Raw genomic sequence first — 25,053 nt, 5'->3', positions numbered from 1 at the left:
AACTCCTGCCGCACGCCTGACGCCGCACATACCGCACCGGCGTTTGCACCGCACCATCGGCCCCTCCCAACGAGCCTTGGGAGACGCTATGTCTAGTAACTTGCCCACATGAACCGGACTCGGCCCATGCCCTACGACTTCGACCTTTTCGTCATCGGCGGCGGCTCTGGCGGAACACGCTGCGCCCGTATCTCGGCCACCCACGGCGCTCGCGTCGGTGTCGCCGAGGAGCGCTTCTGGGGCGGGACCTGCGTCAATGTCGGCTGCGTGCCGAAGAAGCTCATGGTTCAAGCCGCGGAATACGGCCAATGGGCGGAGGATGCGCGCGGCTTCGGCTGGCACATCGTGAAGGGCGGCCATGACTGGAAAGACTTCATCGCCGCGAAAGACGAGCAGATCGACCGGCTGAAAAACATCTACAAGACCATGCTGCAGAAAGCCGGCGCGCATGAATTCGAGGCGCATGTCCGCTTAATCGATCCGCATACACTCGACATCGGCGGCAACCGCAAGACGGCGGAACATATCGTCATCGCCACAGGCGGCACGCCGCGAAGGCCCGTCTGTATCGGCGCCGAACTCGCCGGAACAACCGATGACCTGTTCTACCTGCCTGAGCGCCCCAAGAGCATCGCGATCATTGGCGGCGGCTATAGCGCCGTGGAATTCGCCGGCGTCTTCGCGGCTCTCGGCACGAAGGTCCATCTCGTCTACCGCCAGCCTCTGCCGCTGCGGGGCTTTGACGGCGACATGCGCGAAGCCGTGGCCGAGGCTCTGGCCGCCCAGGGCGTCTCGCTGCATCACGGCGTGCTGCTCAGCAAGATTGAGGCGGAGCGGGAAGGCCGCTTCGTCCATCTCTCGGACATGACGAAACTCCATGTCGATTACGTCGTGATGACCACGGGACGCGTGCCAAATACGCACGACCTCGGCCTGGAGGCGGCGGGTGTCGCTCTCGACGACAAGGGAGCCGTGCGGGTCGATGAGGGCGGCCACACCAATGTGCCGGGCATCTATGCCATCGGCGACGTCACCGACCGGCTCAACCTGACGCCGGTCGCGATCGCGGAGGGCCACGCGCTCGCCGATACGCTGTTCGGTCAAAAGCCGCGCACGGCGTCGCATCGCAACGTTCCCACCGCGGTTTTCACCAGCCCGCCCTTGTCGACCGTGGGCCTGACGGAGGAAGAGGCAGCGCGGCGCGGCGCGACCGACATCTACCTCAGCCGCTTCAGGCCGTTGCGCCACATCATGACCGGCCGCAATCGTCACACGGTCATGAAGCTCGTAGTCGATCAGGCGAGCCAGAAGGTGCTCGGAGCCCATATGCTCGGGGAAGATGCCGGAGAGATCATGCAGGGACTCGCCATCGCCATCCGGATGGGCGCCACCAAGCAGGATTTCGACAGCACCATCGGCATCCACCCCACTGCCGCCGAGGAGTTCGTAACGATGCGGACGCGCAGCCGCGTTGCAGGCGTGGCAGACGAAGCCGCCGCGGCGGAGTAGCTTTTTGACATATTGAGGTAGATAAGCCGCGGCTACGCGCGGGCCATCCCGCCTGCGCGGGCGTGCGTCCGGCATGTGGACCCAAAGTCTACAAGCCCTTGCGAGGAACGAAACGATGAGTATGGCGGCAGCGAACCGTCCCTTCGACCTTCAGCCCTGGAGCCCGGCGAGCTGGCGCGCCAAGCCGGTGCGGCAGATGCCCGTCTATCCGGACGCCGACCGGCTGGAAGCCACCGAAGCGCGCCTGCGGCGATACCCGCCCCTCGTTTTTGCCGGCGAGGCGCGACGCCTCAAGACGGCCCTGGCCGAGGTCGCGGCCGGCCGCGCCTTTGTGCTGCAAGGCGGCGACTGCGCCGAGAGCTTTGATGACTTCACCGCCAATATCATCCGCGACACCTTCCGGGTGCTGCTGCAGATGGCAGTGGTGCTGACCTTTGGCGGCGGGGTGCCGGTGGTGAAACTCGGCCGCATGGCCGGGCAATTCGCCAAGCCGCGCTCTTCCGACAACGAGACGGTCGACGGCCAGAGCCTGCCGAGCTACCGCGGCGACATCATCAACGCCCCGGCCTTCACCCCCGAGGCGCGGACCCCCGATCCGGCGCGCATGGAGACCGGCTATTTCCAGTCGGCCGGCACGCTGAACCTGCTGCGTGCTTTCGCGACCGGCGGCTATGCCGACCTGCATAGCGTCCATCGCTGGAACCTCGGCTTCGTCGAGCGCAGCCCGCTCGCCGCCCGCTACCAGGATCTCGCGACCCGCATTGATGAGACGCTCACCTTCATGAGCGCCTGCGGGATGACCGGGCAGACGGCGCCGCAGATCCGCGAGACCGACTTCTACACCAGCCACGAGGCGCTGCTGCTGCCCTATGAGGAAGCGCTGTCCCGCGTCGATTCCACGACGGGCGAGAGCTATGCCTGCTCGGCGCATTTCCTCTGGATCGGCGACCGTACGCGGCAGCTCGACGGCGCGCATGTCGAGTTCATGCGCGGCATCCGCAACCCGATCGGCCTCAAGGTCGGCCCCTCCACCGAGCCGGATGACCTGCTGCGGCTCATCGAGGCGCTGAACCCGGCCAACGAGCCCGGTCGCCTCACGCTGATCAGCCGCATGGGCTCCGACAAGCTGGAAACCAAGCTGCCACGCCTGCTCCGCTCCGTGCGGCAGGAAGGCGCGGAAGTGGTGTGGCTCTGCGATCCGATGCACGGCAACACGATCTCCACCACGCATGGCCGCAAGACCCGCCGCTTCGACGCGATCCTCGGCGAGGTCCGCGGCTTCTTCGAGGCTCATGCGGCGGAGGCGACCTGGCCCGGCGGCATCCATGTTGAGATGACCGGACAGAACGTGACCGAATGCGTTGGCGGGGCTCATCGCCTGACCGAAGCCGATCTCGGCCGGCGTTACGAGACTTTCTGCGACCCGCGCCTGAACGCCGAACAGTCCCTCGAACTCGCCTTCCTGGTGGCCGAGGAGCTGAAAACGCGGCGCGTGCCCACACGTGCAGTAGCGGCCGAATAGGAGCGCCGCGCCATGGATACGCTGGTCGCCGAGGATCTGTCGCAGCCGGAAACGATCGCCGCCTATACCGACACCTACTTCAAGAAGACCAAGGCGATCGTCGCCCGCTATGGCGATATGACCGTGACCTACGCGGTCTTCCTGCGGCGGCCGGTGATTTCCGCGCCACGCCTGATGCTGGACTGGATCACCGAGGTCGCCGCCGTGCGCGGCACGGTCTTCGACATCGAGGTCCTGCATCCCGAGGGCGAGTGGGTCGGCGCGGGCGAGCCGATGCTCTACATCACCGGCAGCTACGAGCATCTCACGGATCTCGAGACGCTGATCCTGCAGAAGCTCGGCGCGGTTTCGGTCGCCGCGCATCACGCCTATCAGATGTGTATCGCGCTGCCGCATGTGACCTTCCTCGCGATGGAGGCCCGCCACTGCGCCGGCACCGAGATGCAGGCGATGATGTCCTATGGCGCCGCGGTGGGCAGCCGGGCGGCGCAGAAGGAAGGCGCCAAGGGCTTCATCGGCAATGCCAATGACGCGACCGCGCATTTCTTCGGCGCGACGCGCGGCCTGGGCACCATGCCGCATGCCCTGATCGGCTACGCCGGTTCCACGCTGCGGGCGGCCGAGATGTTCCACGAGACCTTCCCCGACGACACACTGACAGTGCTGGTCGATTACTTCGGCCGGGAGATTAGTGACGGGCTGGAGGTTTGCCGGCGCTTTCCGGAGCTCGCGGCATCGGGCCGCATGTCCCTCCGGCTCGACACCCATGGCGGCCGTTTCCTCGAAACCCTCGATCCCGCGCTGAGCTATGCGGTACTGGAGCGTCATAATCCGGGGGCGATCCGCCGCTATCGTTCCGATGCGGAATTGCGCCACCTGGTCGGCACCGGCGTTTCGGCCGCCGCGATCTGGCGGATGCGGGAAGCACTGGACGAGGCCGGCTTCGATCGTGTGCGCATCGTCGCGTCTTCGGGGTTCGGCGTGGACAAGTGCCGGGTCATGGCGGACGCCGCCGCGCCGATCGACATTGTGGGCACGGGCAGTTTCATTCCCGACCATTGGCACGAGACTTACGCTACCGCCGACATCATCGCCTACGACGGCGTCGCCCGCGTCAAGGTGGGCCGCGAGTTCCTGCTGCAACACCGGAACGGCAAGAAAGCCTAAAGACTCTGCGCGCCACACCGCGTGCCCTTGCCTCGGACTTTCGCCCGCCCCATGCGACCCACCCCGACCCCTCCCTTTCAGGGAGGGGAAACAGGCGCCGTTCCTCTTATCGCTAGGCTCGTTCCGTGACCTCTCCGCTCCTCCGCTTCGCCCCTAGCCCCACCGGTTACCTGCATGTCGGCAACCTCCGCATCGCCGTGGCGAATTTCCTTTTCGCCCAGCGAAACAACGGCCGCGTGCTGCTGCGCATGGACGATACGGATGCGGCGCGCTCCAAGCCGGAATATGAGGAGGCGATTCAGGAGGATCTGCGCTGGCTCGGCCTCAACTGGCAGGATTTCGCGCGCCAGACTGAGCGGCTGGACCGTTACGCCGCCGCCGCCGAGCGGCTGAAGGCTTCCGGTCACCTCTATCCCTGCTTCGAGAGCGAGGAGGAACTCGCCGCCAAGCGCGCCACGCGCCTCAAGCGCAAGTTGCCGCCCGTTTATGACCGCGCCATGTTGTCGCTGACGCCCGAGCAGCGGGCCGCTGCCGAAGCCAATGGCAAAACCCCTTACTGGCGCTTCAAACTCTCGCGCGAGATCATTACCTGGACCGACCTCGTTCTGGGCGAGCGGCGCGTCAAGCTATCCAGCGTTTCGGATCCCGTGTTGATCCGTGCGGACGGCACGCCGCTCTATACCTTCACCTCCGTGGTGGACGATCTCGAACTCGGCATCACCCATGTGATCCGCGGCGAGGATCACGTCACCAATACCGGCATTCAGCTCGATATCATGGCGGCCCTTGGCGCAAAGCCGGGGCGGATCGCTTTCGGGCATCTGCCGCTGCTGACGGATGGCGAGGGCGGCAAGCTCTCCAAGCGTTTCGACTCCCTCTCCGTCCGCAGCCTGCGGCGGGACGGGCTGGAGCCGGATGCGATCGTCGCCTATCTCGCGCGGCTGGGGTCGGCGGACGACATCCTGCCGCTCAGCCGGGGAGAGCTGGTGGCGCATTTCGACCTCGGCCGCATGTCCCATTCGGCGGCGGCTTTCGACCCGAAGCAGTTGCTGGCCCTCAACCGCCATTTGCTGCACCGCATGCCCTTCGCCGCCGTCGCCGACCGCCTGCCGCCGGGTGCGACGGAGGCGTTCTGGCTGGTGGTGCGCGGCAATCTCGACCTGTTCTCGGAGGCGCGGACCTGGTGGAGCGTGGTCGCCGGCGAGATCACCCCGCCGGACCTGCCGGGGGAGGCGGAATTCCTGCGCGCCGCCGCCGCCGCGCTGCCGCCCGAACCCTGGGACCAGACGGCGGCGAGTCTCTGGACCAAGGCCCTCGCCGCGGAGACGGGGCGAAAGGGGCGGCCGCTCTACCACCCCCTCCGCCTCGCGCTGACGGGCGAGGAAAGCGGCCCAGACCTCAAGGACCTGCTGCCGCTACTCGGCCGCGCTAGGTCGGAGCAGCGGCTGGCTGAGGCTAGTCGGGGCGGGACGCAAGTCTGACGGGACGCGCGCGGCAGCAGAACCAAGGTGCGGACCGCCGCTTGCGCGTGATCTGTTCGAACAATCCAGCAGCAGGAGAGGGACGATTGTTCAAACCGCGTCGCCCGAAGCGAGCGGCGGTGAGTTCAAGTGGTCGTCAGTAACCGAGAGGGGCAGCATTAGTATCGAAGGGACGCGGTGGAAGCGAGGAGCATGACACGGTCTGCGGTGATGGAGCCGCTGCGCCGGGCGGGGCCACCTAGGCGAGCCGACCATATCACTCCAATGGTCGACTCGAGGGGCACCTAGCCTGCGGGTGGCACGTATAGGTAAGGCATCTGTGCATGAGGGCCCTGATTTCCTAGCGGTAACAGATTAAATGTCGGAGCCCGCTCCCACGAAGAATGAATGCCCGGAGGCGGCGACGTTTGTACGTAACTCCTACGAGTAGGCTTGTTGCTCCAGGCATAGCTAGGCAGCAAGTTGTTCGGAAGGTAGTAGCAACTCAACAGGTTTGTCAGTCGCGATGTCGCAATAAAAGGCGAACGCGTACTCTGGGAGAGATACACCTCTAACTCCGTGCGATATCTAGGTCCTAACACTACACCCACGTTTGATGGCTCCGTTTGATTGTCGAGTTGGTCAACCGCGACGAGGCTAGCGCCATTGGCGCATTTTCGATCCATGAAGGCTCTGTCTGAGTCGGTTCGATCCCTCACAGACAATGTAGCGACGAAGCGCTAAAGAATTGTTGACGGGTAATTCCGATTTACGGAATGACTCGTAGCGTGACCGTTTCGGCTTAAAAAGCGAGCCGACTATTCCGCAGCGAATCGCTTCCTGAGAAAGAATCGCTGATGCGGCGCCGGAAACTCGTCCAGGGTGCCGAACACCTCATACCCGTGCCGCTCGTAAAAGCCGCGCGCCTGGAAGCTGAACGTGTCCAGCCAGACACCAACACAACCGAGCGCCCGCGCCTCGTCTTCCGCCATCGCCAGCAGGCGCGAGCCTAACCCCTGACCGCGCCCCGCCTCGGGAACGACCAGCAACTCCAGCCAGGCCCAATCGTAATAGACGTCGCCCCACAACCCGCCGACAATCTCGCCTCTGTCGTTCTCGATCAGGCGGGCGAGGCCACGATCGGTTTGTGGTGCGCTCGCTCCGATCTGCTTGTTGTTGAAGGCGCCCAGCGGCTCCAGGATTACCGCGCGATCCGCCGCGCTTGGCGCGGCGACTTGCCGAATGTCCGCTTCGACGCGCGCCCCATCCGCTCCTAGGCGCTTGCTGAGCAGGAAGCGGCTGTGCGGCGCCGGATAGTCCGGTAACTCGCCGAAGACTGTGTAGCCGAGGCGCTCGTAGAAGCCTCTCGCCTGGAAGCTGAAGGTGTCCAGCCAAAGGCTATGACAGCCCCAGCCCCGCGCCTGTTCCTCCGCCCTCGCGAGTAAGGCCGCGCCAAGGCCGCGCCCCCGCAAGGAGTCCGGCACGAACAACAACTCGACAAACAGCCAGTCGTAGAAAGCCTTGCCCCAGAGACCACCAGCGGCCTTGCCCGCATCGTCATGCAGCAGCAGACAAAGATCGTGCTCGGGCCATTCGCGGGGACCGGCACGCGGATCGCTATAAGCGACGAGCGCCGCGAGGATGGCCGCGCGCTGGGCCTCCTCAGGCGGATCGGGACGGCGGATCGACAAGGGCTCCATGCGCCGAGTATCGGACCTGCCGCGCTCGCCGACAAACCAAGGCTTCCGCCTCGGCGCGGGCGAAGACCGCCGAGACCCAGGCGAACATGAGACTCGCCGTCGTCGCGATCAGCGTGTTGTCGGTCGCCGAATGCGCCGCGAAGGCGAGGAAAACGCAGATCATCACCGCGCGCTGCCCTCCCGCCATGCGCCGCGTGCCGAAACGCAACCAAAGCGCCAGTGAGAGGATGAGTAAGACCAGTCCGAAGCCGCCGCCCTCGACGGCGATGCGCAGATATTCGTCATGCGCGGCATTGGTGCCGATGAGGTCGAACAGCGGCGTGCCGACTTTCACCAGCACTTTGTCGGTGCCGATACCCCAACCGACCCAGGGCGAGGCGTGAAAGGCAGCCTCGTAGGCGGGCCAGATCAGCGTGCGATTGCTGAGGTCGGTCACATCGCCCTGCCCGGCGAGGTTGAGAACGCGCACGAAGCCAAGCGCGGGCGCCGCGACGATGGCAATCGGCGGCGCGGCGGCAAGTCCAAGCACCAGCCCTGTGCGCGACCGCCAGGACCAATCCGGCGCAGGCACCATCAGGGCGACGACGAGAATGAGAATGGCGGCGATGAGCAGCGGCCCCCGGGCGCCCGTCGCGAGCAGAATGATGAGGTCGCCGCCGAGCAGCATCAGATAGGCACCCCGCGCGCGGCGCGTGATCTCCAGCAGCAACGCGTAGACACTGATCAGGGCAAACCCGGCAAGAAAGGCCGGATGGGTCGAGGCGCCGAGCCTGAGCGCCCCCACCTCCAGCTCGTAGAGCGGCCGCAGACCGAGGCCCGCGAGAACCAGGCCCAAGGCGAGAATGAGATAGGGCGAGAGGATCGCGACTCCGATGACCCGCCGTGACCAGCCAGGGGGCAGCCGAGCAAAGGAAAAGGCGAAGGGTGCAACCGACCCAACCAGGCTGCGCAGGCTGTCGACGAGAAGAAGACCGGGCCAGTAGCCATGAAGAAGCCCCGCCGCCGACATGGCCGTGAAGGCAAGGCCAGGGTTCGCGATATCGCGGCGGGGACCGTAACGCGCGACGCAGACCAGGGCGATCAGCAGTCCCACAGCCTTGTCCACGCCGATGATGAGCAAGCCATTGCCGACCAGGTCGCCAAGCCACATCTCCGGACAGGTCGCTAGAACGGCGAGCCACAATGCCGTCGCTTGGGGCGGATAGGCGAAGGAGAGGCAGATCGCCAAGGCGGCGGCGGGGAGAACGAGGCCGAGGAAGAATAGCGACGGCACGGCCCATGCGGTAGCCGCCGACGCGCCAGCAATTCCAATGCCGAACGCCCAGGCAGCCGCACGGAGCCCATACGCGGACAGCAGCCAATTCATTGTAAGACCGTATCGGAATTGTCGCCTTTTGGCGAGCGACGGTCTACTGGCTGACGACGCTATGAGTCGCTGCCGGCTCGGAGGCCATGGCGCCCGCTTCTCCCCCCTTCCTTGCAAGGGAGGGGCCGGGGGTGGGTCTGGTTGTGCGGCAGTTCATTGAGCCGTTGCGCCCGGACGAACCCACCCCCAACCCCTCCTTGCGGGGAGGGGAGCGAGGCGTCTTGAACTAGCGGCGAGCCTTGCGGGCGGCGTAGCGGCGGTCGCGTGCGGCCTTTTGCTCGGCCTTAAGCTCGGCTTCGGCGGCGGCGGCGGCGGCGGCGCGGGCTTTTTCCTCCGCGATGCGCGCGGCTTCCTCGATTTTGCGCTGAGCCTCGAGTTCTGCCTGGTGCTTGCGCTCCTCCTCCCGGGCGATCTCGCGGAGGCGCTCACGCTCGGCACGGGCTTCCGCAAGGACACGCCGCTCCTCCTGCCGCTTGAGCACGGCGGGATCGTCCGGGCCCGGGCGGGCCTGGAACTTCTCCAGCAGAGCGCGTTTCGCCTTTTCGGCGGCCTCGCGGCGGTCGTTGAAGTTCTTGTCGTTGTAACCAGCCATCGTCCTCGTCTTCCTTTGGGCACGCCGCGGTCAGAAATCCGGCGCTCCTCATACACCCGTGCGTGCTTCGGGGAACCCGGATTTGTGGCAACCCGCCTCCGCGTCCGCAAAAATCCGGCGTATTATCTTGCCGGATGGGGTAGCCGTAGCCGTCAGGTGGGGCTATCTGTCCACTTCGGCAATCTGAAGAGTGATGCGTTATGGCGACAGGCACGATCAAATGGTTCAATGGGGAGAAGGGCTACGGCTTTATTAGCCCTCAGGACGGCAGCAAGGATGTGTTTCTTCACATCACTGCGGTGCAGGCAGCGGGCCTCACCACGGTGAATGAAGGTCAGCGCGTCAGCTATGACGTCCTCAAGGAGCGCGGCAAGGACGCCGCATCCAACCTCCGCGTCCTCTAGAGCGCCTACCCCATTGCCGCTCCGGCTCACGCCGGGGCGGCGATTTCTTGTTTGGGGCTTGGCGGCTCTCATCCCGGCAGACCCGCACGGCGCGCGAATAGGTCCAGGCCGGTTTGTTGTCGCTGATCGCGCAAGGCTGCGCCTCCCGATTTCGCGGAAACGACGGGCGCGATGCCGATAAGCTTCGGCTCAGGCGCGTGCGTTCGGTTGCGAAGCGAAGGCCTAACACCACCTCGCCCAGCTCTTGGTCTAGGCCGCCCAAATCACCCTGAGGCGGCCACCGGTCCCGCGACGCGACTCGTGGTCGCAGAGGCCAGCAATGGCTTGTGTTGCGTCAGTGCTTTCGCACGAGATCGGGGCGGAACGCTGGAGATACGCGCTCCGCCCCGCCGCGTCACACATTCATGTCTGGATCGGCGACTCAAACAGGGACGAGAAATTCAAGCCACTGCCCAGACTGCCTAAACTGCCCAGACCGAAACCACTTGAGCCGAGGCCACCGAAGCAGGACTGCAACTGTGACAGCTCCTGCTGTTGCTGCTGTTGCTCATAGGTAATGATCATGTTTAGCAATTGCTCGATCTGCTGCATCGATGTCTGGGCGCCCGAGGACGATACAGCGCCGGTTGCCTGCTGGTCCGTATCCAGGTTAATCGGCGTCCCGTTCGTCGCGGTCAGCGAGTCGAGGCCGCCCGTAGAGTCGTTGGACGCAAAAAGGTTGCCATCGTCGGCCGCGTAGAGGTTCACGCCCGAGGCATTGTTGTATTGCGCTTCGGACGCCGCGCCCGGAACAAAGCTGACGCCCGTCGTTTTAGCCCCATTCTGGAAGCCTTGGCCGGCGCCGGTCTTGCTATTGATCTGGACTTGGTCGTCCCCATTCGAAACCGTCACCGCGCCGACATGGGAGACACCATTAGTGAGCGCGGTCGGATCGACGGTTACGATTGTGCCGTCCGAGAGTTTGACGTTGAAGGGGCTTTGCTGGATGTCGGCAACATGCTGACCATCGGCGTAGACATGCGGGTCGCCCTCGATCTCGTCCACGACCGTTCCGTCTTTATTGATGATCTTGACGGAGCCGTCATCCTCGGAACCCTCCTCGATCGTATAGGTTCCATCATTGACATTAACGTTGCCGGATGAGTCGGTAGATTCGGTGAGAGTTGGTGCCGAGCTGGTACCGCCGAACGAGTCGCTCAAATAACCTTCGTCACCGCCCGTCGTTTCGCCATCCGTCGAGCCATCGTCCGAGGTCGGGATCAAGCCCATCTGCGAGAAGATGGAGGTTAACTCAGAAGCCTCGTCGGTCGGCACGGTAAAGTTAAGAGTGGTGGTGCCAGTCACGCTAGACATTGGGCGATCCTTTCGTTTCCGTTCGCTTCCATCCAGCGCCTTGCCGGCGTTGCGCCGGCACTAGCCTGCTTCGCCTGGAACGGATGAAGCGAGCAGTGGCTGCTACGCCGGTGTTGAGGCGTGACCGTAACGGTCGGATCCCTAGCGATTCGTGAATTTTCCCTCACCGCTGGCCGGAGCAGGGCTATTGCGCAGAGAAATCCACGTTAGCCTTGCCGACGATGCGGTTAGTTAATCGATCGGCCGCTATCGTTTCGATACTATACCGAAACGGAGTCTCGCTCAGACGCCGAAGAGGTCGATCTGACGCGGATCCGCGTCCGCCGTCAGTGTCGCGTCCGGCGGATCGGACGGCTCGGGCAAGACCTCGCCGGCCGCGAAAGTGACCACGCTGTCGGGCACACCGATCAGCAGCAGCGGGCAGGGCTGGCCGAGCCCATGGGCGATGCGGTCACCAAGCTTGCGCCAATGTGTCGTCGCCTCGCCGAATTTATCGCCGGCGAAGACCTCGGCCAGGGCCTCGCGGCCACCCAGCGGATCGCGGGCACGGCTCATGCGACGCAGGATTTCCTCGCGCTGACGCGGCGTCGGCTCGTAACCCCAGCGGCGCATGTCCTCGACCGTGTCGATGCCGCGCTCCTCCAACAGCCGCCGAACCAGCGCGCGCATGCCAGCCTGACCCAGGGACGGGCCACGCGTCACGATGACGCCGAGGGAGATAAACCCCTCCGCATGCAGCCGTCGGAAGCTTTCCAGGTCACGGTCGAAGAAGCTGTCCTTGTTGTTCCACTCGACTTCCAGGGCGATGGCCCCCGCGCCGGTGCCGCTCGGGGCGAAGCGGCGCAAGAAGCCGATCGTCCAGGTGCGGGACTGGCGACTCTCGCCATCCACCCGTCGCTCGACCGCGATGCGCCGTTGCAGCCAGTGGCGCTGATTGAACCCACGGCGCAACCTCGCCGTGATGGGTGCCTCACCGCCGCCGCCCTCGATGATCTCGGCGATCGGGATGCGCATCTCCGCGAGCACGGCGGCGATGTCCTCGATCGCCTCGGGGTAATCGGCTTCCAGTATTGCGCCGGCATGGCCGCGATAGTCGATCGTGAATCCCGCCGCGAGGAGCGGCGCGAAAGCCAGGCAGCCGCGGCTCACGGCACGGTCTCCAGCCTCGGCGCGCCCGAGTTATGGGCATAAGTCGGCCAGTCGGGGGTATAGGCCTCGGACTGATTGCCCCAGACCGTCCAACCCGGCCGGGGTCCACGGGCGAAAAGCTCGAGGAAAGGTCCGGGACTGCAAGATTCGATGAGGGGATACTGCTCGTCGGGCTTGCGGCTATGCTCGCGCTTGCGTGTCGCCAGCAGGTTAACCTGCGAGCGGCCGGGCGCCAGGGTTCGCGCGTGGCGGCCCCGTGTACCAAAGAGCAGCAGCTCCGTCACGTTGCGAAAATAGAAGCCGACGCCGCGGCCATCGGGGCCGCCATCCCGCCGGATCTTGTGCCAGACGATATTGGCCTTGTAGGCGAAACCCCAAGCGGCGAGCACCGCGAGCCCATCGGGCAGCAGCGCATTCGGCACCCACAAATAGAGATGCGCCGGGTCGGCGACGTGCTCCGCCACCGGCAGCGCCGCGATCGCGGCGAGATCCATGGTGCCGTAACGGCTGAGGCGGCGATGCTCAGGCGCCACTTTTCCGGTGCGGTTCGTGAATTGCCAGGGCGGATCGGCCAGCACGGTCGCGAAGCGACGGCCGGAGAGCGCGGATCGCAGCGAGGCGACTGGATCGGCGGCCGCTGCGGAGGAAATCGAATCGGCGGAGAGCACGCGGGCAGGCTAGCGCAGGCGAGCCGGGTGGCGCCATCCTCACCTACGGCCAGGGTCGGGCCGCAAACTTGTCGGGAGCAGACGGATATGGACGTCGGTGTGATCGGGATCGGGCCAATGGGTTCGGGCATGGCGCGGTGCCTGCTCAGGGCCGGGCATAAGGTGACTGTCTATAACCGCACCCGCGCGCGGGCCGAGGCGCTGGTCACGGACGGCGCCACGGTCGCGGATAGCCCTGCCGAAGCGGCGGCGCGCGAGGTTGTGATTACCATGCTCGCCTCGGACGATGCAGTCGAAGGTCTCGTCTTTGGAGCGGAGGGGTTGCTCGCCGGCCTGCCCCGCGGTGCCGCCCATATCGCCTCGGGCACCATGTCGCTCGACCTCTCGAAGCGCCTGGCGGAGGCGCATGCGGGGCTTGGGCAGGACTACCTCACCGCCACCGTGCTGGGCCGGCCACCGGCGGCCGAGGCCGGCAAGCTCTTCACCATGGCGGCGGGGCCGGAGGCGCTGATCGAGCGGCTGCGGCCAGTGCTGGAGGCTCTGGGTCAGCGGCTGTTTGTGGTGGGCACGGAGCCATGGCAGGGCAATCTGGTAAAGCTCTGCTGCAACTTCATGATCTTCTCCACCATCGAGCAATTCGCGGAAGTTTTCGCCCTCGCGCAGAAGGGCGGGGTCGATCGCGGCATGCTTTACGAGGTGCTGACGGAATCCTTTTTCAGCGCGCCGGTTCACAAGAATTATGGCCGCATGATCCTCGACCGGGCCTACGAGCCGCCGGGAGGCAAACTCGGGCTCGGCGCCAAAGACAATCGGCTGATGCTGGAAGCCGGGGAGGAACTGAAGGTGCCGCTGCCCTTCGCCTCGATATTGCGGGACCGCTTCCTGGCGAGCGCGGCACGGGGGGACGGAGAGAAGGATTTTTGCGTCATTGCCCGGCGCGCCGAGGAGGACGCTGGTCTCTGACCTCCTCATCCACCCCATTCGAGGAAGGATGTTCCAGCGAAGCGGCCGGTTCGGTCAGGGCGGTTCTGACGTCAGGACTGCTCCGCGGGTCCGCCTTGCCGGAGGACCGGGAGACGCCATACATCGGCCTTCGTGCAATGGCTGGATGACGCGGTGAGCATGCTGGCCTTGGCACGCGATAAGAAAACGACGAGTTGGGCGGAGCGCGGCGTCACGGCCGGGGTGTTTCTAGGCTTCGGGCTCGGAGTCGGCGCCTGGGCGTCGTCGATCCCGTATTTCAGGGCACGTCTCGGCCTGTCCGACGGGGAGTTGAGCTTCGCCCTGGTCTCGCTGATGGCTGGCTCCATTGTGAGCATGCCGGTCATGGGCCCGCTCGCTGCGCGCATCGGATCGGGCCGATCGCTGCGGTTCCTCGCCTTGGCCTATCCGCTGACCATGCTGCTGCCGAGGCTCGCGGATAGCCTGCCGATGCTGATGGCGGCGACCTTCGCCATCGGATTGGGCAACGGCGCGATGGACGTCGTGATGAATACCCATGCGAGCGATATCGAGCGGCGCTGGAAGGTCCCGATCATGTCCTCCTTCCACGCCGGCTACAGCCTCGGCGGTCTCCTCGGCGCCGCGCTGGGCGGCTTGCTTGCGGCGCGCGGCCTGATTGTGGACGCGCTGCCGGTGGCGACAGCGATCTGCGTTCTCATCGCGGCCCTAAGCTGGACCAGCGTGGGGCGCGGCGCCGTGGCGAAGGGCGGAGGGTCGGGCCTCGCGCTGCCGAATCTCGCCGTGCTGCCGCTCTGCATGCTGTGCCTGCTTTGCCTGCTGTGCGAGGGCGCTATGGCGGATTGGAGCGCGGTTTATCTCTCGACCGTAGTGGGAACCGGGCCAGCCCTCGCGGCGGCCGGCTTCGCGGGATTCTCGGCGGCAATGATCCTCGGGCGGCTCACCGGCGATGCGGTGACCAATCGCTTCGGCCGGCGGCCAGTGGTGCGCGTGGGGGCGGCCTTGGCCACCATCGGCTTGGCCCTGGCGGCAGCCGTGCCAACGAGCAGCGCGGCAATCATCGGGTTTGCGCTCGTCGGCATGGGCCTTGCGAATGTCGTGCCGCTCACCTTCGGCGCGGCTGGGCGGCTTGCCGGGCTGTCGCCGGCGCGCGGCATCGCGATGGTGGCGACCGCCGGATACACCGGTTTCCTGATGGGACCGCCGCTGGTGGGCGGGGTCGCCTCACTGGTCGGGCTGCGTAGCGGGGTGGCTCTTGTGGCGATCTGCGCGGCGGCGGCGTTGTTGCTTGCGGGACCGGCGTTTCGCGGCGGCACGGAGTGAGCTAATTAATGGGTGATCCGCCTAAGACTCGAAATCGGGTGTCACACGGAGGTTTTCGATGGTGAAGCCATGGCGGACCGAGAGCATTTCACCGACGCGGCGGCGATGGCAGATGCAGGGGTCGGCTTCATAGCAAAGCAAACAGCTTGGTCTGGCCGAGGCGGTGCTGGCGGCTTCCTCGAGCGCCGCCACCGCCTCAGGCAGGGCCAATCTCTCCTCGACGATTTCCCAGAAGCGCGGCCATTGGCGGCGCCGGTTGGCCTCGCGGCCCTCGGGTGGCGTGCCTAGAGCGCGGAGATGGAGATAGCCGATGCCCGCCTCATCCAAACCCGCCGCGAGCTGGCGCTTGGAGAAGCCGGCTCGGCGTGAGAGGGGCAAGTCGCGCACGTCGATCACGGTCGCGACGCCCGTCCTCTTGAGAGTCGCGATGAAGTTGGCGAAGCCCGCCTTCTCATACCCGATCGTGTAGAGGATGTGTGGCGGCTGTACCAGCCTGGGATCCTTCGATGGGTGACGGGGCATCGCGACCTTGCTCCTGGGCAACGGGATAGGCTACGCCCAATAAACCCAACAAACGGCGCGGGCGGACAACCGGCTGTCCCGGAGATCCGAGCTTCCCGCCGCCCGTCATCCTCATCTTCGCGGTGAACTATGGCTTTGCCTATACGCTCGGAGTCGATCCCGCCCCTGTCGCCGCGTTCCGCGGTGCGACGCCTTCTCTGCGTGCTCGCTGCGGTCGTTTTGGTCGGCGCCGCGCCTGCCGTCCAGGCCGCCCCGGCACCGGTGCCGCTGGCCGCGCATCGCGCCTTCTATCGGCTGACCCTCGCCTCCACCGAAAATAGCGGGGTCACCAGCGCTACCGGCGCCATGGAATACGAGGTCATCGACGGCTGCGAGGGGTGGGCGACGCAGCAGCGCATGGACATCACCGTGCTCGACCGTGAGGGCGGCGATACCCATACGGTCTCCGACTACTCGACCTGGGAATCGAAGGACGGCCGCGACTTTCGCTTCCGCATTGCCCAGAGCATCAATGACAACAAGGTGGTGCGCGCGGGCTATGCCGAACTCGTGCCGGGGCATGGCGGCTTCGCGGTCTATACCCAGCCGGCGGCGAAGCGGGTGACGCTGCCATCCCGCACCGTATTCCCGATGGCTCAGACGGCGGCCGTGCTGGCGGCGGCGCGGCGGGGCGACAAATTCGTCTCGCTGCCGGTTTTCGATGGGACGGCGGCGGATGCGATCGAGAATAGCTTCACCGTCATCACCTCACACGGCATGCGCGTGCCGACGAATTTCGCGCCGCTGCGTGATCTGGACAGCGACTTCGTCCATATCGGCTATTTCGATACTGACCGGGCTCAGCAATTACCCGGCGCGCTGCTGACCATGCGGTACTGGGATAATGGCGTCGCCGACCAACTCGTGCTCGACTTTGGCAATTTCACCGTCAACGGCGTGCTCGACCGATTCGAATTGTTGCCGCATCACTGCTGAGAGTTCGTTCAGCTTCCAGCCGCCAGACGCAAACCATTGTCGCTCGCGGCCATCGGCACGCCAGGAGGCGCGGAGGGTGAGGCGCTGCCCCTTGCCGGCTGCGGCAGGATGAAGCCGAAGGTGGGGTAGACGGTCTGGCCCCAGTTGTTGACCGGCGGCCACCAGACACGCACCGCGCTCCAGTCATTCGCGGCGGAAACGTCCAGGACAGGCTGGTTGCTGGTGATGCGGTACGGGAGCCAATTCGCCTGGGTTACCAGGATGCGCCGCTGCGACGTGACGGCTGAGACGACGGCGAGATGACCGCTCGGCAACCGCGACGTGCGCCGGAACACGAGCACACCGCCGGGCGCGGGCGCGATGGTCTCGACGTATCGGCCCTGAGCCGCGTTCCACCATTCCCAGGCGTCACCACTGATCGGCAGGCCGGTGACCTGGCGGGCATAGGGAACGCAGGTATAGGAGGTCGATTGCCCGTAGCGTGCATAGCCGCCACCGCAGGCGGTGAGGCATAGTATGAGGCCGAGACTTAGCCAGCGACCGCTGTTTCGCGGACCGACAATCATCGCCTTCACCGCGACCCTGGGTTGTTTCTGAAGCTCGGGCGCAACTGAAGGCTATAAGCCTATGTAAGTCAACGTATTTTGATATGTGGCGGAGCGGCCTGAAGTGAGATGATGAGCGACACCTTCACCGAGGCTGAGATCGAGCGCTATTCGCGGCATATCATGCTGCCGGAGATTGGTGGCGTCGGGCAGGCGCGGCTGCGGCGGACGAGGGTGCTGGTGATCGGGGCTGGGGGGCTCGGCAGCCCGCTGCTGCTCTATCTCGCGGCGGGCGGCGTCGGCACGATCGGGATCGTCGATGATGACAGCGTCGATCTTTCGAACTTGCAACGTCAGATCGCACATTCCACCGGCCGCCTTGGACAAGCCAAGACAGGCTCGGCGGCGGAAGCGGCGCGGGCGATCAATCCGCTCGTCTCGATCGTCGAGCATCGGCAGCGGCTGACGGCTTCAGAGGCTGAGGAGTTGATCGGCGGTTATGATCTGGTGTGCGACGGCTCGGATAATTTCGCGACGCGGTATCTGGTGGCCGACGCCTGCCTTGCCGCCCGCCGCACCTTGATCTCAGCGGCGGTGTCGCGCTTCGAGGGGCAGATCACGACCTTCAAGCCGCATCTCGATGAGAGAGGCCCCTGCTACCGATGCCTCTATCCCGAGGCGCCGAGTGATGCCGCGCTCTCGGCTTGCGAGGCAGAGGGGGTGTTGGGGGCGGTGACCGGCGTCATGGGGTCGTTGCAGGCGACCGAGGCGGTTAAGGAGATCCTTGGTATTGGCGAGAGTCTATCCGGCCGCCTGCTGCTGTGGGATGCGCTGAGCTGTCGTTTTCGCGTGATCCGTTTGCCGCGAGACCCGGACTGCCCGGGCTGCGGCCAGCGGGGGTCGTCTCACTAGAGTCTGGCCCCCGGGATTGGACGGGTGTTGGCTGCGAGGCGACGGCTGAAAGCACTCGTAAAACCCTCGATCGTTTCGTCCTCGTTCGCCATGTCATCGAACGGCGATCTTTTTCCGCTGAGTAACCGCTGCTCGTTAGAGGTCGATTTCGGGTTGACGTAGCTGCCTGCTGGTTGACGTAGCTGCCTGCTGAGAGTGCGCCCCCGTCTACTAGCCGACGGATTGTAGAAGAACGCTGGCATCGTGCCATTTTTGAATTGCGCCCCAGAGACTGACGCGGCGAGAGCCTCATTGAAGGCCGCTACATCCTCTGGCTTCGGGCCAATCCGACGCACGTTTCCTATCGGCTGGGTCGTGATGGGCCTCCGGACCACCGGGTCTGTTGTCCTGTATCCCATCGCACTTTCCTTTCGATCGCGGTACCTAGACGCAACTCAGACCGCATCCTCCCGACCTAGGGCGATATGCTCGGCTCTGCAACTACAAGTAGCAATTCATTCATCGATAACTTCATATGGTTGAGTTTGCGAGGAAAACCCCTCGACTGCGTGAACAACGCGTCACACTCGCTCCGCCGCACCCGCTTGACCTGCGGAGCCAAGCTTGGCACCGACGCGGCATGAGACATCGATGGCTGCAACTTCTCGCCGTATGCGTAGTGGCGGGGCTGACGAGGGCGGCCGAGGCGGCTAACACGCCTGACGCGAGCAAAACCGCCGCCCCGGCCACAACCGCCGCGCCTGTGAAGCCGAAATTCGATCCGCATATCGGCAGTGCCACAGGTCTGCCGCTGCCGCGCTTCGTGTCGTTGCGGGCCGACGCGGTGAATATGCGCGTGGGTCCTGGCGACGCCTATCCGATCCAATGGGTCTATCACCGCGTCGGCCTGCCGGTTGAAGTGCTGCGGGAATATGACGTCTGGCGCCTCGTGGTGGATGTCGATGGCACCAAGGGCTGGGTGCATGAGGCGACCCTGGTGGGCGGCCGCCGTTTTGTGGTGATCGGCCAGGATCCGGTGGTGATGCGTCACCGGCCGCTCGACAGCGCGAATGCCGAGGCCGATCTCATGCCTGGCGTCATCGGCAGTATCGAGCGCTGCGATGCCGGCGCCGCCTGGTGCCGTGTCCGCGTGGCACATCATCGCGGCTGGCTACCCCGCGCCGCCTTCTGGGGCAGCCTGCCGGGTGAGGAGATCCACTGACCCGAGCCAGCCGCATCCTCGCAGTCGGCACGCCTGGCGAAATCCGGGCCGTGGCCTTCGCGGAACGGAGCGGGCGCGCGCTGGACTGCGCGGTGGAGCGGCCGGGCGGCGGACCCGCCGTCGGAGATGTCTTTGTCGGCCGGCTCGCCACCCGCCTGCCCGCCATGGCCGGCGCTTTCGTGGCTCTGCCCGAAGGTGCCGCGGACGGGTTTCTGCCGGATTCCGCCGGGGGGCGCGACGCCCGCGAGGGGGATTGGCTGACCGTCTGGGTCACGAGAGCGCCGCAAGGAGGCAAAGGCGCTCGCCTGGCCCGCACGGAAGTTCCCTCAGACGGTCCTCTCAGGCGCCTGGCGCGCGGGCCCGGAGCCGTCGAGCGGTTGGCCGCGCTGCATCCCGAAGCGACAATTCTGGTCGATCGGCCTGGCCTCGCAGCAACCCTTCCCTTCGCCTTGCGCGAGCGTCTGCGTAGAGACGATGTGCCCGATGACACTGTGCAAGAGGTCTTCGAGGCGCTCGAATCGCCCAAGGTCGCCCTGCCTAGCGGCGCGCGCCTCACGGTCACTCCGACGCCCGCGCTGACCGCGATCGATGTCGATGCCGGGGGCGCTTCCGGGGAACGATTGCCGAAGGGGCAGGCGCAGCGTGCACTGAACCGCCGGCTGCTGCCGGAAATCGCGCGGCAGATCCGGCTGCGCAACCTCGGCGGCGCGATCCTGGTCGATCCCGCCGGGCTCTCGGTCAAGGATCGCGCGGCTCTCGCGGCTGCCTTAACCGAGGCTTTAGCCGATGATCCTCTGAAACCTCGGCTGCTCGGCTTTTCCGCGCTTGGCCTGGCCGAGATCCTGCGGCCGCGCCTCCATCCGCCCATGCACGAAGTTTTGACCGGCGGTCACGCCGAGTCGCTAACAGCCTTGGCGGCCCTCTGCCGCGCCTGGGAGACCGCGCCTGCCGGGAGCCGGCACGCCATTATCGCCTCCCCCGCCATTGCCGCGCGGATCGAGGCGGATCGTGCCGCGGTCACGGAGTTTCGCGAAAGGGTCGGACAATTGCCGCGCGTGATTGCGGATCCGGCGCTGCGCCCCATACCTCTTTCGACTGGCTGGCGGCTGGTCACGGCGGCGGAAGGCTGTTAATGGCCGAGCAACCGACGCGATCATCACGCGCCAGAGGAACGTCCCTCTTCCGCCTTCCAATCGGGCGACAGAACTCCATGCAGGCTTCCGAGACGCAGACTCATCGTCCTCACTCCGCTATGGATTCGGAGGCAGTGCGCGCCGCTTACCGGCGATGGGCAGGAGTGTACGACGGCGTTTTCGGGCTGATTTCCTCCGCCGGGAGAAAGCGCGCGGTGGCGATGGTCAACCACCTGCCGGGGAAGGACGTGCTGGAAGTCGGCGTGGGCACCGGTCTCGCTTTGCCGCATTATGATCGCACCAAGCGGGTGACCGGGATCGACCTTTCCGCCGAAATGCTTGACCGCGCACGCAATCGCACCCGCAAGCTTGCCCTTGACCATGTTCTGGGCCTGCATGAGGTCGATGCCGAGGCGACCGGGCTCGCCGATCACTCCTTCGATATCGCGGTCGGCATGTTCGTCGCCTCTGTCGTACCGCATCCGCGGCGGCTGATGGCGGAGTTGCGGCGGCTGGTGCGGCCCGGCGGACATATCCTGTTCGTGAACCACTTCATCGCCGAGCGTGGCCCGCGCCGCTGGGTGGAGAAGGCGATGGCGCCGGCTTCCCATGCGCTTGGCTGGCATCCCGACTTCGCCACCGAGGCGCTGTTTACGCCCGAGGAACGCGCCCGGGCCCGCTCGCTGCCTGTGCGGCCGTTCGGTATCTTCACCCTCGTTCACCTGCCCGTGCCTGTCGCCGAAGCCGCTGCTCCTCGCGAGCGCGAGCTGGAGGCTCTGTCGGCCACCCTCTGACGCGCTACGCTCGGTTGATCCGCGGTCCGGCTCGGTCTACTTCATGAGCGTGGATTTCGCGGACAGCCACGGCGTCGCATGGAGGATGGATTGGCACAGTTGATGCGGCGTCTGCGCGGAGTTTGCGGCGGCGCGATGCTCGCGCTGCTGGCTCCGGCGGCCGCCTATGCTCAAAATGTGGACCTGCCGCCGGGCAGTGTCATCGTGCAGCCCAAGCCATGGCAGTGGTGGGTTCAGCCATCCCATAGCCCGGTCGAGCACGATATCGTCTGGCTCAACCTCTATCTGATGGCCTGGCTGCTCATCGTACTGCTGCTGGTGGCGGGGCTGCTGGTCTATGTGATGTGGCGCTTCGACGCCAAGCGGCATCCGGTGCCCACCAAGACCACCCATAATCCGGTGATCGAGGTGCTGTGGACGCTGACGCCGATCCTCTTCCTCATCGCCATGTCGATCCCCTCCTTTCGGCTCGTCTTCTATGAGGATCGCACCCACGATCCGTATATGACGGTGAAGGTGACGGGCCATCAGTGGTATTGGGAATATACCTACCCAGGCGAGAACGGGCTCGACTACACGAGCTACCTGATCCCCGAGAACAAGCTGAAGCCGGGACAGCCGCGACTACTGGCGGCGGACCATCCTTTGGTGCTGCCGATCAACAAGGACATCCGAATCCTCATCGCCAGCGGGGACGTTTTGCACGCCTTCTTCATTCCGAGCCTGGGCGTGCAGCGCTACGCTGTGCCCGGGCAGTTGATCGAGACCTGGGTGCGGGTCGATCACACCGGACTGTTCTATGGCGAATGCAATCAGATCTGCGGCACCAACCACGATTCCATGCCGATCGACGTGGTGGGACTGCCACTCGACCAGTACAACGCCTGGGTGAAGAAGACTCAGGCGGCGGTTTCCGCCATGGCGTCCCCGGTTCCCGGCAGTCCTGCCCCGGCCGTACGCCTCGCCGACGCCGTGACGACGACTTCTACGACGCGCTAGCGGCTGATAGCCGGCCCAAGGAGCACACATGTCCTTCACGACGCATGATCCGGTGCCGGCACCGCATGGGGAACCGGGTCACGATGCCCATGCCCATGACGATCACGGCCATCACCACACGCCGGGTTTCGCCGAGCGCTGGCTGTTCAGCACGAACCACAAGGACATCGGCACGCTCTACCTGACCTTTGCGGTCACCACGGGCGTCGTCGGCAGCCTGCTCTCCATGCTGATGCGGTGGGAGCTGATGACCCCCGGCATGCAGGTCTTCCATAGCGGCCAGCAATGGAACGCGGTGGTGACCTCGCATGGCCTCATCATGATCTTCTTCATGGTCATGCCGGCGCTGATCGGCGGCTTCGGCAACTGGTTCATCCCGCTCATGATCGGCGCGCCCGACATGGCCTTTCCGCGGATGAACAACCTCGCCTTCTGGTTCCTGCCGCCGGCGTTCATTTTCGCGACTTTGGGGCTGGTGATAGGCGCGGGGTCCGGCGTGGGCTGGACCATTTATCCGCCACTCACGAACATGACGTATCAGCCGGGCGTGGCGATGGACTTCACGCTGTTCTCGCTCCATCTCGCCGGTGTTTCGTCCATCCTGGGCGCCATCAACTTCATCACCACCATCCTCAACATGCGCGCGCCGGGCATGACGTTGCACAAGATGCCGCTGTTCGTCTGGGCGCAGCTCGTGACCGCCTTCCTGCTGGTGCTGGCATTGCCGGTGCTCGCCGGTGGCGTGACGATGGAGATCACCGACCGCAACTTCGGCACGGCCTTCTTTGAGCCGGCAGGCGGCGGCGACCCGGTGCTGTTCCAGCATCTGTTCTGGTTCTTCGGGCATCCCGAGGTCTACATCATGATCCTGCCTGCCTTCGGGATCATCAGCCACGTCGTCAGCACCTTCTCCAAGAAGCCGGTCTTCGGCTATCTCGGCATGGTCTATGCGATGATCGCCATCGGCGTGGTCGGCTTCGTGGTCTGGGCGCACCACATGTTCATCTCGGGCATCTCGGTCGATAGCCGCGCTTACTTCATGGCCGCGACGCTGGTGATCGCGGTGCCGACGGGCATCAAGATCTTCTCCTGGATCGCGACGATGTGGGGCGGCGCCATCGAATTCGACACGCCTATGCTGTGGGCGATCGGCTTCATCTTCCTGTTCACGGTGGGCGGTGTGACGGGCGTGATCCTGGCCAATGCCAGCGTCGACCAGATCCTGCACAACACCTACTACATCATCGCCCATTTCCATTACGTGCTGTCGCTGGGCGCGGTCTTCGCGATCTTCGCCGGCTTCTACTACTGGATCGGCAAGATGACCGGGCACCCCTACCCCGAATTCTGGGGCAAGGTGCATTTCTGGCTCACCTTCATCGGCGTGAACCTGACCTTTTTCCCGATGCACTTCCTCGGCCTCGCCGGCATGCCGCGACGCTACCCCGACTATCCTGACGCTTTCTGGGGCTGGAACTTCGTCGCCTCGATCGGCGCCTTCATCTCGGGCGCTGGCGTGCTGGTCTTCTTCTACGTCGTCTACAAGACCTTTACCTCGAAGCAACACCTGCCCGCGAACTACTGGGGCGAGGGTGCGACGACGCTGGAATGGCACGTGCCCTCCCCGCCGCCGGCCCATACCTTCACGGAGGAGCTACCGCGCTTCAACTGATGGCCAGCATGATCGACAAGCGATTGGCGGGTCCGGCCGAGGCGGCGCTTCAAGCAAGCGCCTTCCCGGCCGGCGCCGAATTGGAGGACTGGATCGCGCTGCTCAAGCCGCGCGTGATGAGCCTTGTCGTGTTCACCGGGGTCATCGGCCTGGTGCTCGCGCCGGGGCATCTCAACCCGGTGCTGGCGATCACGGCCATCCTCTGCATCGCGGTCGGCGCGGGCGCGGCGGGCGCCATCAACATGTGGTACGACCGCGATATCGACGCGGTGATGCGCCGTACCGCCAACCGGCCGATACCGGCTGGGCGGATGGACCCGGCATCGGCGCTGGGCTTCGGCATTTTCCTCGCTTGCGCCTCCGTCCTGATGATGGCGATCGCGACCAATCTGGTGGCGGCGGGCGTGCTGGCCGGTTCGATCGGCTTCTATGTGTTCATCTATACGATGTGGCTGAAGCGGCGGACGCCGCAGAACATCGTCATCGGCGGCGCGGCCGGAGCCTTCCCGCCGGTTATCGGCTGGGCGGCGGTGACGGGCACCATCGACCTCGTGCCGCTACTCATGTTCGCCATCATCTTTTTCTGGACGCCACCGCATTTCTGGTCGCTGTCGCTCTATGCAAGCGGCGACTACGAGCGGGCGGGCGTGCCCATGCTGCCGGTGGTCTCCGGCCCGCGCAGCACGCGCTGGCATATCCTCGCCTATACGCTCGTGCTTTTGCCGGTGGCGGCGTCGCCCTGGATTGTTGGTTTCGTCGGCCTGCCCTATCTCGTGATCGCGACCGTGCTGAGCCTGATCTTCATCGGCTATGCGGTGCTGGTTCTGCGGGACGGGCAAGGCGCGGGTGGCGCGAGCCTGACCGATAACCGTCCGGCTCGGCGCGCTTTCCGGTATTCGCTGCTTTACCTGGCGCTGCTCTTCGCGGCGCTCGCGCTATGCCGGCTGATCGCTTGACCAAATCCGTTGTGGCTGAGGTTCCGGCGGCGACGCCGCGCCAGGCCTTCGACCGCCGGCGGAAGCGCGTGAATTGGGCGATCGGCGCGATGCTGGTGCTGTTTTGCCTGCTGTTTTATGCGATCGCCATGGTCAAGCTTTCGCACTACGGCTTATCGTGGATCGAGTAGA

The 25,053-nt window shown here is 65.3% G+C and carries 24 protein-coding genes; 16 read left to right on the top strand and 8 right to left on the bottom strand.

Translation table 11 applies throughout. The features are described from left to right. The first annotated feature begins 126 nt into the window (after nucleotides 1–126). The 4 genes from gorA to gltX all read left to right on the top strand — a co-directional run bounded on the left by gorA (nucleotide 127) and on the right by gltX (nucleotide 5,679). Nucleotides 127–1,509, top strand: coding sequence for a glutathione-disulfide reductase (gorA, locus tag GSQ92_RS17445; protein ID WP_158804816.1), 1,383 nt, complete (start codon nucleotides 127–129; stop codon nucleotides 1,507–1,509). A 115-nt stretch (nucleotides 1,510–1,624) separates the two neighbouring features. Next, complete coding sequence (locus GSQ92_RS17440; protein WP_254065813.1) at nucleotides 1,625–3,031, top strand: class II 3-deoxy-7-phosphoheptulonate synthase; 1,407 nt, start codon at nucleotides 1,625–1,627, stop codon at nucleotides 3,029–3,031. A gap of 12 nt (nucleotides 3,032–3,043) precedes the next feature. Beyond that, nucleotides 3,044–4,198: a nicotinate phosphoribosyltransferase gene (locus tag GSQ92_RS17435; protein ID WP_158804817.1), complete on the top strand. Its 1,155-nt coding sequence runs from the start codon at nucleotides 3,044–3,046 to the stop codon at nucleotides 4,196–4,198. Nucleotides 4,199–4,323: 125 nt separating this feature from the next. Continuing rightward, nucleotides 4,324–5,679 carry a glutamate--tRNA ligase gene (gltX, locus tag GSQ92_RS17430; RefSeq protein ID WP_158804818.1) on the top strand — a complete coding sequence of 452 codons (1,356 nt, stop codon included), beginning with the start codon at nucleotides 4,324–4,326 and terminating at the stop codon, nucleotides 5,677–5,679. A 797-nt stretch (nucleotides 5,680–6,476) separates the two neighbouring features. On the opposite strand, the gene GSQ92_RS30320 is transcribed toward gltX, so the two are convergent. From GSQ92_RS30320 to GSQ92_RS17410, 3 genes are all read right to left on the bottom strand, one after another. After that, complete coding sequence (locus tag GSQ92_RS30320) at nucleotides 6,477–7,349, bottom strand: GNAT family N-acetyltransferase (protein ID WP_254065814.1); 873 nt, start codon at nucleotides 7,347–7,349, stop codon at nucleotides 6,477–6,479. Beyond that, nucleotides 7,321–8,724, bottom strand: a complete 1,404-nt coding sequence (locus GSQ92_RS17415; protein WP_158804819.1) for an O-antigen ligase — start codon at nucleotides 8,722–8,724, stop codon at nucleotides 7,321–7,323. Before GSQ92_RS17415 ends, GSQ92_RS30320 begins: the two co-directional genes overlap by 29 nt. Before the next feature lie 226 nt (nucleotides 8,725–8,950). Continuing rightward, a complete protein-coding gene (locus GSQ92_RS17410; protein ID WP_158804820.1) occupies nucleotides 8,951–9,316 on the bottom strand; it encodes a DUF6481 family protein in 366 nt (121 codons plus the stop codon). 200 nt (nucleotides 9,317–9,516) lie between these two features. Here GSQ92_RS17410 and GSQ92_RS17405 point away from each other — a divergent pair, with 200 nt between their 5' ends. Further along, on the top strand, nucleotides 9,517–9,720 hold the full coding sequence (locus GSQ92_RS17405; RefSeq protein WP_158804821.1) for a cold-shock protein: 204 nt from the start codon (nucleotides 9,517–9,519) through the stop codon (nucleotides 9,718–9,720). A gap of 402 nt (nucleotides 9,721–10,122) precedes the next feature. Here the strand turns inward: GSQ92_RS17405 and GSQ92_RS17400 are convergent, their stop codons facing one another. The 3 genes from GSQ92_RS17400 to GSQ92_RS17390 form a co-directional block, all read right to left on the bottom strand. Beyond that, on the bottom strand, nucleotides 10,123–11,064 hold the full coding sequence (locus GSQ92_RS17400; RefSeq protein WP_158804822.1) for a DUF1521 domain-containing protein: 942 nt from the start codon (nucleotides 11,062–11,064) through the stop codon (nucleotides 10,123–10,125). Nucleotides 11,065–11,355: 291 nt separating this feature from the next. Next, complete coding sequence (locus GSQ92_RS17395; RefSeq protein WP_254065815.1) at nucleotides 11,356–12,222, bottom strand: BglII/BstYI family type II restriction endonuclease; 867 nt, start codon at nucleotides 12,220–12,222, stop codon at nucleotides 11,356–11,358. Beyond that, nucleotides 12,219–12,890: an MT-A70 family methyltransferase gene (locus GSQ92_RS17390; RefSeq protein WP_254065816.1), complete on the bottom strand. Its 672-nt coding sequence runs from the start codon at nucleotides 12,888–12,890 to the stop codon at nucleotides 12,219–12,221. The genes GSQ92_RS17395 and GSQ92_RS17390 overlap by 4 nt, the downstream gene beginning before the upstream one ends. Before the next feature lie 87 nt (nucleotides 12,891–12,977). On the opposite strand from GSQ92_RS17390, the gene GSQ92_RS17385 reads away from it, so the two are divergent. Both GSQ92_RS17385 and GSQ92_RS17380 read left to right on the top strand, forming a co-directional pair. Then, complete coding sequence (locus GSQ92_RS17385; RefSeq protein ID WP_158804823.1) at nucleotides 12,978–13,853, top strand: NAD(P)-dependent oxidoreductase; 876 nt, start codon at nucleotides 12,978–12,980, stop codon at nucleotides 13,851–13,853. Nucleotides 13,854–14,012: 159 nt separating this feature from the next. Continuing rightward, nucleotides 14,013–15,173 (top strand): MFS transporter, encoded by a 1,161-nt coding sequence (locus GSQ92_RS17380; RefSeq protein ID WP_254065829.1) that lies wholly within the window; start codon nucleotides 14,013–14,015, stop codon nucleotides 15,171–15,173. Nucleotides 15,174–15,194: 21 nt separating this feature from the next. Here the strand turns inward: GSQ92_RS17380 and GSQ92_RS17375 are convergent, their stop codons facing one another. Further along, entirely contained in the window at nucleotides 15,195–15,695 is a 501-nt protein-coding gene (locus GSQ92_RS17375) for a DUF488 family protein (protein WP_158804825.1), read from the bottom strand. A gap of 183 nt (nucleotides 15,696–15,878) precedes the next feature. Here GSQ92_RS17375 and GSQ92_RS17370 point away from each other — a divergent pair, with 183 nt between their 5' ends. Next, a complete protein-coding gene (locus GSQ92_RS17370; protein ID WP_158804826.1) occupies nucleotides 15,879–16,670 on the top strand; it encodes an EipB family protein in 792 nt (263 codons plus the stop codon). An 8-nt stretch (nucleotides 16,671–16,678) separates the two neighbouring features. Here the strand turns inward: GSQ92_RS17370 and GSQ92_RS17365 are convergent, their stop codons facing one another. Further along, nucleotides 16,679–17,236 (bottom strand): CHAP domain-containing protein, encoded by a 558-nt coding sequence (locus GSQ92_RS17365; protein WP_158804827.1) that lies wholly within the window; start codon nucleotides 17,234–17,236, stop codon nucleotides 16,679–16,681. Between the two features lie 111 nt (nucleotides 17,237–17,347). On the opposite strand from GSQ92_RS17365, the gene GSQ92_RS17360 reads away from it, so the two are divergent. From GSQ92_RS17360 to GSQ92_RS17325, 8 genes are all read left to right on the top strand, one after another. Next, nucleotides 17,348–18,127 (top strand): molybdopterin-synthase adenylyltransferase MoeB, encoded by a 780-nt coding sequence (locus GSQ92_RS17360; RefSeq protein ID WP_158804895.1) that lies wholly within the window; start codon nucleotides 17,348–17,350, stop codon nucleotides 18,125–18,127. Nucleotides 18,128–18,746: 619 nt separating this feature from the next. Beyond that, on the top strand, nucleotides 18,747–19,328 hold the full coding sequence (locus GSQ92_RS17355) for an SH3 domain-containing protein (RefSeq protein ID WP_159013782.1): 582 nt from the start codon (nucleotides 18,747–18,749) through the stop codon (nucleotides 19,326–19,328). Between the two features lie 50 nt (nucleotides 19,329–19,378). After that, complete coding sequence (locus GSQ92_RS17350) at nucleotides 19,379–20,461, top strand: ribonuclease E/G (protein ID WP_158804828.1); 1,083 nt, start codon at nucleotides 19,379–19,381, stop codon at nucleotides 20,459–20,461. A 77-nt stretch (nucleotides 20,462–20,538) separates the two neighbouring features. Next, entirely contained in the window at nucleotides 20,539–21,255 is a 717-nt protein-coding gene (locus GSQ92_RS17345; protein ID WP_158804829.1) for a class I SAM-dependent methyltransferase, read from the top strand. A 102-nt stretch (nucleotides 21,256–21,357) separates the two neighbouring features. Continuing rightward, nucleotides 21,358–22,254 (top strand): cytochrome c oxidase subunit II, encoded by an 897-nt coding sequence (gene coxB / locus GSQ92_RS17340; RefSeq protein ID WP_158804896.1) that lies wholly within the window; start codon nucleotides 21,358–21,360, stop codon nucleotides 22,252–22,254. Between the two features lie 28 nt (nucleotides 22,255–22,282). Then, the gene (gene ctaD / locus GSQ92_RS17335) at nucleotides 22,283–23,926 is read left to right on the top strand and encodes a cytochrome c oxidase subunit I (protein WP_159013781.1); all 1,644 of its coding nucleotides are present in this window, start codon (nucleotides 22,283–22,285) and stop codon (nucleotides 23,924–23,926) included. Further along, nucleotides 23,926–24,882 (top strand): heme o synthase, encoded by a 957-nt coding sequence (gene cyoE, locus GSQ92_RS17330; protein ID WP_158803854.1) that lies wholly within the window; start codon nucleotides 23,926–23,928, stop codon nucleotides 24,880–24,882. The genes ctaD and cyoE overlap by 1 nt, the downstream gene beginning before the upstream one ends. Beyond that, nucleotides 24,879–25,052, top strand: a complete 174-nt coding sequence (locus GSQ92_RS17325) for a hypothetical protein (RefSeq protein ID WP_158803855.1) — start codon at nucleotides 24,879–24,881, stop codon at nucleotides 25,050–25,052. Before cyoE ends, GSQ92_RS17325 begins: the two co-directional genes overlap by 4 nt. Nucleotide 25,053 lies beyond the last annotated feature (1 nt).

Source organism: Acidisoma sp. S159 (assembly GCF_009766125.1).
GTDB lineage: Bacteria > Pseudomonadota > Alphaproteobacteria > Acetobacterales > Acetobacteraceae > Acidisoma.
Note: the sequence above shows the minus strand (reverse complement) of the source record. Positions and strands in the feature narration are given on the sequence as shown.